Here is an 8,718-nt window from a genome sequence, read left to right on the forward strand (position 1 = left end):
GCTGCTGGCCCCGTTGGCATCTTTGCTGCGCACCCGCGGAGCGCGGATGCAAGTGAATGCAACGTCAACGCGGTCGATCCTTGATTCCGTATCCACCCGCATTGACGAGGCGCGTGAAATCACGCGCTACATCGTCAACATATTGATATTCTTGGGGCTTTTAGGGACATTCTACGGTCTGGCAACCACTGTTCCTGCCGTGGTCGAAACCATCCGCAGCCTTGCCCCGCAAGAAGGCGACGGCAGCACCGATATGTTTGCGCGCCTGATGACCGGGCTGGAATCACAGCTTGGCGGCATGGGCGTTGCGTTCGGTTCGTCATTGTTGGGGCTTGCAGGGTCGCTGGTCGTGGGCCTGCTTGAACTTTTCGCAGGGCATGGTCAAAACCGTTTCTACCAAGAGCTTGAAGACTGGCTAAGCTCGATCACACGGGTCGGGTTTTCATCGGGCGAGGATGGGACCGCAGACCAGAATGCCGTTGGCGGCTTGTTGGATCACATGACCGAACAGATGGATACGCTGACTGGTCTGATTGCAGGATCAACCCAAAGCCAGACAGCGCTGAACGACCGGTTGAACACGCTGGCCACTGCCGTCGAGGCGATGACAGCAAAAGCTGCGCAAGGCGATGCATCAAACGACAGTCTCGTCCGGATTGCGCAGGGGCAAGAGCGCATGATTACCGTGCTTGAAGGGCAAGACGCCAGCGACCAGATGGATGCAGAAAGCCGGATGCGGTTGCGGTCGATCGACGTACAAATGCTGCGCATTCTCGAAGAAATTTCTGCCGGGCGTCAGGAAACGATGGCAGAGCTGCGCAAAGATATCTCGCTGTTGGCCAAAGCGCTGTCTGTCCCGCGCGCGACTGAACCACGCCGGATGCGCAGCCCCCAAAAACCAGAGCCTGAGGATTCCTAGACATGGCGCTTTCCCGACGTTCAGGATCGCGGTTTCAATCCTCCATCTGGCCCGGTTTCGTGGATGCGATGACCGGGCTTTTGCTTGTCTTGATGTTCGTGTTAACCATTTTCATGGTCCTGCAAGCAGTGTTGACCCAACGGATCAACGGTCAAGAGGACGAATTGAACTCCCTCTCGGGAGAGGTGGCAGCCCTTGCCCAAGCTCTTGGGATGGAACGACAAACTAGCGCAGATCTTGAAGCACGGGTTGGCGCGTTGAACACCTCTTTGACCGCTGCACGGGATCAGGCCGCCGAGCAGGCATCGCTGATTGCATCGCTGACCGCGACGCGCGACGCGCAAGCGGCTGAACTGGCAACCGCGCAGACGCAGATCACCAGTTTTGAGGCACAGGTCGCCACCTTGTTGTCGCAACGCGATGATGCAAATGCCCAAGTTGCGACGCTTTCGGCCGAACGCGATGATGCACAGTCGCAGATCGCAAGTTTGGAGGAGGCGCAAGCCGCGTTGATCAGTGAACAGGATGCCCTGAACATTGCCTTGGCTGCAGCGCGTTCCGAGACAGATGCACAGGCCGAAGCGGCCCGTCTTGCCGCCGCCCGGAGAGAAGCGTTGGATGCGTTGGTAGCGGATTTGCGCGCGCGCAACGTAGGTGCACAGGATCAAGTTGCGGCGCTGACGGCTGCCGCAGAAAAGTCCCAGATTGCATTGTCAGAAGCAGAGGCCGCCCGAATCGCAGAGGCGGCTGCCGCAGAATTGCTGCGGGACCGGCTTGAGAATGCCGATGCCGAGCTGACAGCAATGACCCTGTCACTCGAGGCGCAGCGCAAAGAGGCCGAGGATACATTAACCTTGTTAGCCGCTGCCCGTGCCGCTGAAAAAGATCTGGACGCGATGTTGACCGCCGCTCTTGCTGACGTTGGAAAACTTGAAACCCAAGTCGCGGATCGCGCGGCGTTGCGACAGCAGCTGAGCAATGTCCTTGCCGCTAAACTTGCCGCCGAGGCGCAGGTCCAAGAGCAGATGAGCGATGCGGAAAAGGACGCGCAAAAACAGGCGGCTTTGCTGGCAGCCGCGCAATCGGCCTTGTCGCAAGAAACCGCTATCAGCGCGGCGGCGCAACGCCAGACGGAATTGTTGAACCAACAAGTTGCCGCCTTGCGAGGGCAATTGGGTGAATTACAATCTTTGCTAGATGATGCGGTCGCGCGGGATGCGGCGAATGAGGTGCAGTTGCAATCGCTTGGGTCTGACCTGAACACCGCCCTTGCCCGCGTCGCTGCAGAAGAGCGCCGCCGCGCCGAGTTGGAAGCGGCAGAGCGCAAGCGGCTTGAGGCGGAAACCAAGAACCTTGAACAATATCGGTCAGAATTTTTTGGCCGCTTACGGGATCTTTTGGGCAACCAAGCCGGGGTCCGCATCGAGGGTGACCGGTTTGTGTTCTCTTCCGAGGTTTTGTTTCCCCCGGGGGCCGCAACGCTGTCGGCGGATGGCCAAGGCGAGATCGCAAAAGTCGCCGAAATTCTTAGAAAGGTAGCAGCAGATATTCCGCCAGAAATCGACTGGGTGATCCGCGTGGATGGGCACACCGACAATCAGCCGTTGTCGGGATTGGGCGAATTTTCGGACAATTGGGAGCTTAGCCAGGCGCGTGCATTGTCTGTCGTGAAATACATGATCAATTTTCTGGGGATCGCGCCGGACCGTTTGGCCGCCAATGGCTTTGGTCAGTATCAGCCGGTTGCAGCGGGAGATTCAGAAAGTGCGCGGGCGCAGAACCGTCGGATTGAACTGAAGTTCACTGAGAAGTAAGCTTATTCAACTGTTATCGTTGAACTTTTCTGGCTGATGATCTGGGCACCACGGATCACCGTGACTGCGCCCACATAGTCGCCCTTTGGCCAAACGCTACTGCGGCGCTTCTTGCCGATGGCCCGAAATGCCTGCGCTTGTGCTTTTGTCAGGGTCACATCATCTGCAATAACCGTGCCTGCCGGGCCAGTGATGGAAAGATTCACGATGTCGTTAGGTTGGGTGCCAAACAGATAGCCCCAGACAACCAGTGCGGGGGCGTCAGAAGCTAGGGTATTCAGTGCCGCTGTACCGCCCTTAATCGCATCAAACTTGGGCACAGCATCTATCAGGCCAACTCCAATAAGGCCGCCCGAACGGTATTCCGGCCGGTCATTCCACAAATTGCTGTCGCCGGGGGAGGCGCAATTGGTTTTGCCATCGGGGTCAAAGGGATCAACGACTTTGCCGTCTTTGCGCACAGATAAATGCACATGAGGAAACGCGGCCTTGCCCGATTGACCAACAAAGCCCAGTTCTTGTCCTGCCCAAACCTCTTGTCCGGATTTTACAAGAACAGACCCTTGTTTCAGGTGGCAATACTGGGTTTCCCAGCCGTTTCCGTGGTCAATGACGACCCCGTTGCCGCATTCTTTGCCGTCAATTGCGTCAGCAGTTTTTGCTGAGTAGCCCGCATCGGCCATGCCATCACGCACGCCTCTGACGCGTCCTGCCGCGCTGGCAAGTACGCGGATATTCCGGTCAATCTCGGCACGGCTGTGCAAGGCGAAGTCGGTTCCCTTGTGACCATCATAGCTGAGGGTTGAACAGGTGAAATCAGAGGCAGCGGGCGATGGGTCGATGTCAACAAATTGCTGGATATAGCAATCTGTGTTCAAATCGCAGTCGATCGGCGAGGAAATTAAAAAACCCTCTGCCAGTACAGGACTGGCAAAGGGCAGGGCGAGGGCAAATGCCGCGCCGATTAGCTTCATTCGGCCGTCAGCAGAGGAGGTTTGTTACCCGTCAGTTTAGGGTTTTCAGAACCCAAGACAGTCAAATCCAACTCGCCTTTTTTCACGCCAACTTTGACAACACCACCTTTGGCCAATTTTCCGAAAAGCAGTTCTTCGGCCAAAGGTTTTTTGATGTGCTCTTGGATAACGCGACCCAAGGGACGCGCGCCCATTTTTTCATCATAGCCTTTGTCAGCAAGCCATTCAGCCGCCTTGGTCGAAAGCTCGATCGTGACATTGCGATCCATCAACTGTGCTTCCAATTGCAGGACGAATTTTTCGACCACACGCATGATGACTGCCTTTGGCAGCGGCGCAAAGCTGATGACCGCGTCCAGACGGTTGCGGAATTCCGGCGTAAACGTCCGTTCGATCGCGGCGGTATCTTCACCTGTGCGGCGGTCCCGACCAAAGCCGATGGCCTCTTTCGCCTGCTCGGATGCACCCGCGTTCGAAGTCATGATCAGAACGACATTGCGGAAATCAACGGTCCGCCCATTGTGGTCTGTCAGCTTGCCGTGGTCCATCACCTGCAACAAGATGTTGTAGACGTCAGGGTGGGCTTTCTCCATCTCGTCGAGCAGCAAGACGCAGTGCGGGTGTTGGTCAACCCCATCGGTCAACATACCGCCCTGATCAAACCCGACATAGCCCGGAGGCGCACCGATCAGGCGCGAAACCGCGTGTTTTTCCATGTATTCGGACATGTCAAAGCGCAGAAGTTCGACCCCGAGCGTATCCGCCAATTGCTTGGCCACTTCAGTTTTACCCACCCCGGTTGGACCTGCGAACAGGTAGTTACCGATAGGTTTTTCGGGCTCGCGCAGACCCGCGCGGGCAAGTTTGATCGCAGAGGACAAAGCATCGATTGCAGCATCCTGACCAAAGACAACGCGCTTGAGCGACGCTTCGAGATCTTTCAGAACAACCACATCATCCTTCGACACATTCTTTGGCGGAATGCGCGCAATCTTGGCGACGACGGCCTCAACTTCCTTGGTGCCGATGGTTTTGCGGCGTTTGGAGGCTGCAATAAGGTGCTGGGCAGCACCGGCTTCGTCGATCACATCAATGGCAGAGTCCGGTAACTTACGGTCGTTGATATACCGATGCGCCAGTTCGACAGAGGTGCGGATCGCGTCAGCCGTATATTTAACCGAATGGTGTTCTTCGAAATAGGGTTTGATCCCACGAAGGATTTTGACAGCATCTTCGACCGAAGGCTCGTTTACGTCGATTTTCTGGAAACGACGGGCAAGAGCGCGATCTTTTTCAAAATGCTGACGGAATTCCTTGTAGGTCGTTGACCCCATGGTGCGCAATTTGCCGCCCGCAAGCGCAGGTTTCAGCAAATTCGACGCGTCCATCGCACCGCCAGATGTGGCACCCGCACCGATAACGGTGTGAATTTCATCGATGAACAGGACAGCATCTTTGTGGTCTTCCAGCTCTGTCACGACGGCTTTCAGGCGTTCTTCGAAATCGCCTCGATAGCGGGTCCCAGCAAGCAAGGCACCCATATCGAGAGAGAAAATCGTTGTATTCGCAAGAACCTCGGGCGTTTCACCCGCGACAATCTTGCGTGCCAATCCTTCGGCGATGGCTGTTTTACCAACGCCGGGATCGCCGACCAAAAGCGGGTTGTTTTTACGACGGCGGCACAGCACCTGAATGCAGCGTTCAACCTCGGCGTCGCGACCGATCAGGGGATCAATATCGCCTTCACGCGATTTGGCGTTCAAATCGACGCAGTATTTCTCCAGCGCGGATTCTTTTTTATCGCCATCGGTGACGCCTTGGGTTTCCTCCTCATGCTCTGGCGCACCGGAGACAGGACGCGGTTCGCCGAATGCCGGGTCTTTAGCGACACCATGCGCGATGAAGTTAACCGCGTCATAACGGGTCATGTCCTGCTCCTGCAGGAAATAGGCCGCGTTGCTTTCGCGTTCCGCGAAGATCGCGACCAGCACATTTGCACCGGTGACTTCGGTCCGGCCAGAGGATTGCACGTGGATCGCAGCGCGCTGGATGACGCGTTGAAAGGCAGCCGTTGGCACGGCTTCGGAGCCATCGACATCGGTGACAAGGTTGCTGAGGTCTTCGTCGACAAATTCGACCAAGGTATCGCGCAATTCCGTCATGTCGACAGAGCAGGCTTTCATCACCTGAACCGCGTCGGGTTCATCGATCAAGGCCAGCAGCAAATGTTCAAGCGTTGCGAATTCATGACGCCGCGCATTGGCCAGCGCCAAGGCGGAATGAATTGCTTGTTCTAGTGTAGACGAGAATGAAGGCACGTGCGTGCTCCTTTTCGATCTGTGTCGGTTAGGTGTCCCTGCATAGGGCCCCCACATCCGAACATGGCCTCATAGTATTAGAGTTTGGTTGATCATGGCAAAGCTTCAAGGTTTTTCTGCAATATTTTCGTCACAATTGTCGTGAGCGACTAATTTTGCCATGATTGCGGCGATCAGAAACTATCCTTGCGCGCGCGGATTTCAGCAAACACTTCAGTGTCGGTGGCGTTTTCCATTCCAAGCTGCGTGCGAATTCCGGAGTCGTCGGGGCGCAGAAACGGATTGGTTTCAAGTTCCGTTACAAGTTTCGAGGGGACCGTCGGCACACCATTTTTGCGGGCCTGATCAATCTCTCTTGAACGAGATATAAGCGCATCGTTGTTTGGATCAACCGTCAACGCGAATTTTGCGTTCGATTGCGTATACTCATGCCCCGAGCAAACTGTCGTATCCTTGGGCAGCTTCATCAGCTTTTGCATGCTTTGCCACATTTGCGCAGGCGTGCCCTCAAACAAGCGCCCGCACCCAAGCGCCATCAGACTGTCGGCGGTAAACACGCATTTGGCGTCCGGCACATAGAGCGCGATATGGCCAACCGTATGGCCGGACACATCCATCACTTGCACGTCATGTCCCGCAAACTGGAAGGTTTCGCCATCTGCGACTGCTTGGTCCAAATTGGGCAGGCGGTGCGCATCTGCTTTGCCTCCGACAATCCGTGCGGGGTGGTCGGCAACCAGGTCGGATACGCCCTGAATGTGGTCGGGGTGATGATGGGTCAGCCAGATTTCCGAAAGCGTCCAACCCAGTTCTTTCAACTTGGCAGAAATCGGGGCGGCCTCGGGGACGTCGACCAATGCGACTTTGCCGCTGGTTTGGTCGCGCAACAAAAAGGCGTAGTTGTCTGATAGGCAGGGGATTGTCACAAGATCAAAGGGCATAGGGGCTCCTGTACGGATAAAGGCTTTCAATATAAGGCTAGACGGCAAGACGGGTGCCTGCAAACAAGTTGTAGTCCCCATATTTCTTTTTCATATGATCCGTTTGGGGTAACATCAGTCGGGTAACCGTACGAAAGGCAATGCCATGCATCTTGATGTACAAGATCTGCGCAACTTTTATTATCGCAGCGCGCTTGGTCGCGCGGCGCAGTTGGCATTGCGCAGCCGGATGCTGGAGCTGTGGCCCGAAGCCAAAGGGCAGACTGTGGTCGGGTTCGGGTTCGCGGCACCTTTGTTGCGGCCCTATCTGGCGGATGCGCGGCGGGTGTTGACGTTAATGCCTGGGCCGCAGGGGGTGATGCCTTGGCCCGCAGGGATGGCGAATACTTCTGTGCTGACCGAAGAAACCCTGTGGCCGATCGAAACGGGGCATGTGGACCGCTTGGTTTTGCTGCACGGGCTTGAAACATCGGAGCGTCAAGGCGATCTGCTTGAGGAATGCTGGCGGGTTTTGGGGCCGGGGGGCAGGGCGCTGTTTATCGTGCCGAACCGTGCGGGGCTCTGGGCGCGGCGCGACATCACGCCGTTTGGCTATGGGCGCCCCTATTCGCCCGGTCAATTGGAAACACAATTGCGCAAGCACCAGTTTTTGCCGGAACGGCAACTGGGCGCACTGTATCAAATGCCATCAACCCGACGGGTCTGGATGCGGTCGGGCAAGCTGTTTGAAAAGATCGGGCGCCATGTGCCGACGATGATGGCTGGCGGTGCGTTCATGGTCGAGGTGACAAAGCTGGTTTACCCGCCAAAAGGGAAAGTCTCGCGCGTTCCCAAGCGTAGGTCGATCCGCGTCCTTGAGGGTGTCGGGGCGAATGCGCCCACGGCAGTCTGACATCAGTAGGACCGTGGCGACTGGTGTCAAGAATCGCCCTAAAACGATCATGCATGCCAAACTGGGACGCATAGTGTCGTTTAAGTGGTGTCAAACCGTCGCAGGTAAACAGACTATTAAGAATAAGGGGCAGTTTCGCAGCCCTCAGTCACTATACTGTGTTGCGGCAGACGAACCTGTCTGTTACATCCGCCCTGATTTAGACGTCTTGGGTAATTTCAAGCCGCGCCAACACCCCGGTGACGCGAAGTATTCGCATATCCGGCACAGACGTACGAGAGGATGGACGTGTCCGAAACAGCATCGATCTCTACTGGCATCGCAAAACGCTACGCGACTGCTGTGTATGAATTGGCCCAAGAGGCCAAAGCCCTTCCACAGATCGAGAAAGATCTTGATGCGCTCGAGGCCTCATTGGCTGACAGCGAAGATTTTCGCGACCTGATCCATTCACCGATCTATACGCGTGACCAACAAGCGGCATCGATCAGCGCCATCGCCAAAAAGATGGACCTGTCTGATACAATGTCGAAGACGTTGGAATTGATGGCCAACAAGCGCCGCTTGTTTGTAATGCCTCAGTTGATCGAAAATCTCCGCGAGATTATCGCGGTAGAAAAAGGCGAAGTCACCGCTGACGTGATTTCCGCCAAGGCGCTGACCAAAGCGCAGTCTGACAAGTTGTCCAAGTCGCTTGCTGCGACAACCGGCAAAACCGTAACGTTGAATGCGACCGTCGATGAATCCCTCATCGGTGGTCTTATCGTCAAAGTGGGCTCCAAGATGATCGACACGTCGATCCGCGCAAAGCTCAATTCCCTCCAGAATGTAATGAAAGAGGTCGGATAAATGGGTATCCA

General features: G+C 55.9%; 7 protein-coding genes. 4 read left to right on the forward strand and 3 right to left on the reverse strand.

Annotated features, from left to right (window positions below):
• Both ABYT07_RS16835 and ABYT07_RS16840 read left to right on the forward strand, forming a co-directional pair.
• Positions 1-919: biopolymer transporter ExbB (locus ABYT07_RS16835; protein WP_372993196.1), on the forward strand; the 919-nt coding region annotated here is incomplete at its 5' end.
• 2 nt (positions 920-921) lie between these two features.
• Complete coding sequence (locus tag ABYT07_RS16840; protein ID WP_372993197.1) at positions 922-2,733, forward strand: peptidoglycan -binding protein; 1,812 nt, start codon at positions 922-924, stop codon at positions 2,731-2,733.
• A 2-nt stretch (positions 2,734-2,735) separates the two neighbouring features.
• On the opposite strand, the gene ABYT07_RS16845 is transcribed toward ABYT07_RS16840, so the two are convergent.
• The 3 genes from ABYT07_RS16845 to gloB all read right to left on the reverse strand — a co-directional run bounded on the left by ABYT07_RS16845 (position 2,736) and on the right by gloB (position 6,966).
• The gene (locus ABYT07_RS16845) at positions 2,736-3,707 is read right to left on the reverse strand and encodes a M23 family metallopeptidase (RefSeq protein ID WP_372993198.1); all 972 of its coding nucleotides are present in this window, start codon (positions 3,705-3,707) and stop codon (positions 2,736-2,738) included.
• A complete protein-coding gene (clpA, locus tag ABYT07_RS16850; RefSeq protein ID WP_372993199.1) occupies positions 3,704-6,025 on the reverse strand; it encodes an ATP-dependent Clp protease ATP-binding subunit ClpA in 2,322 nt (773 codons plus the stop codon). Before clpA ends, ABYT07_RS16845 begins: the two co-directional genes overlap by 4 nt.
• A gap of 173 nt (positions 6,026-6,198) precedes the next feature.
• Positions 6,199-6,966 carry a hydroxyacylglutathione hydrolase gene (gene gloB / locus ABYT07_RS16855; RefSeq protein ID WP_372993200.1) on the reverse strand — a complete coding sequence of 256 codons (768 nt, stop codon included), beginning with the start codon at positions 6,964-6,966 and terminating at the stop codon, positions 6,199-6,201.
• Between the two features lie 145 nt (positions 6,967-7,111).
• On the opposite strand from gloB, the gene ABYT07_RS16860 reads away from it, so the two are divergent.
• Positions 7,112-7,858, forward strand: coding sequence for a hypothetical protein (locus tag ABYT07_RS16860; protein ID WP_372993201.1), 747 nt, complete (start codon positions 7,112-7,114; stop codon positions 7,856-7,858).
• A gap of 288 nt (positions 7,859-8,146) precedes the next feature.
• Positions 8,147-8,707, forward strand: a complete 561-nt coding sequence (locus ABYT07_RS16865) for a F0F1 ATP synthase subunit delta (RefSeq protein WP_372993202.1) — start codon at positions 8,147-8,149, stop codon at positions 8,705-8,707.
• Positions 8,708-8,718 lie beyond the last annotated feature (11 nt).

Origin of the sequence: Sulfitobacter sp., from assembly GCF_041552635.1 — a bacterium.
GTDB lineage: Bacteria > Pseudomonadota > Alphaproteobacteria > Rhodobacterales > Rhodobacteraceae > Sulfitobacter.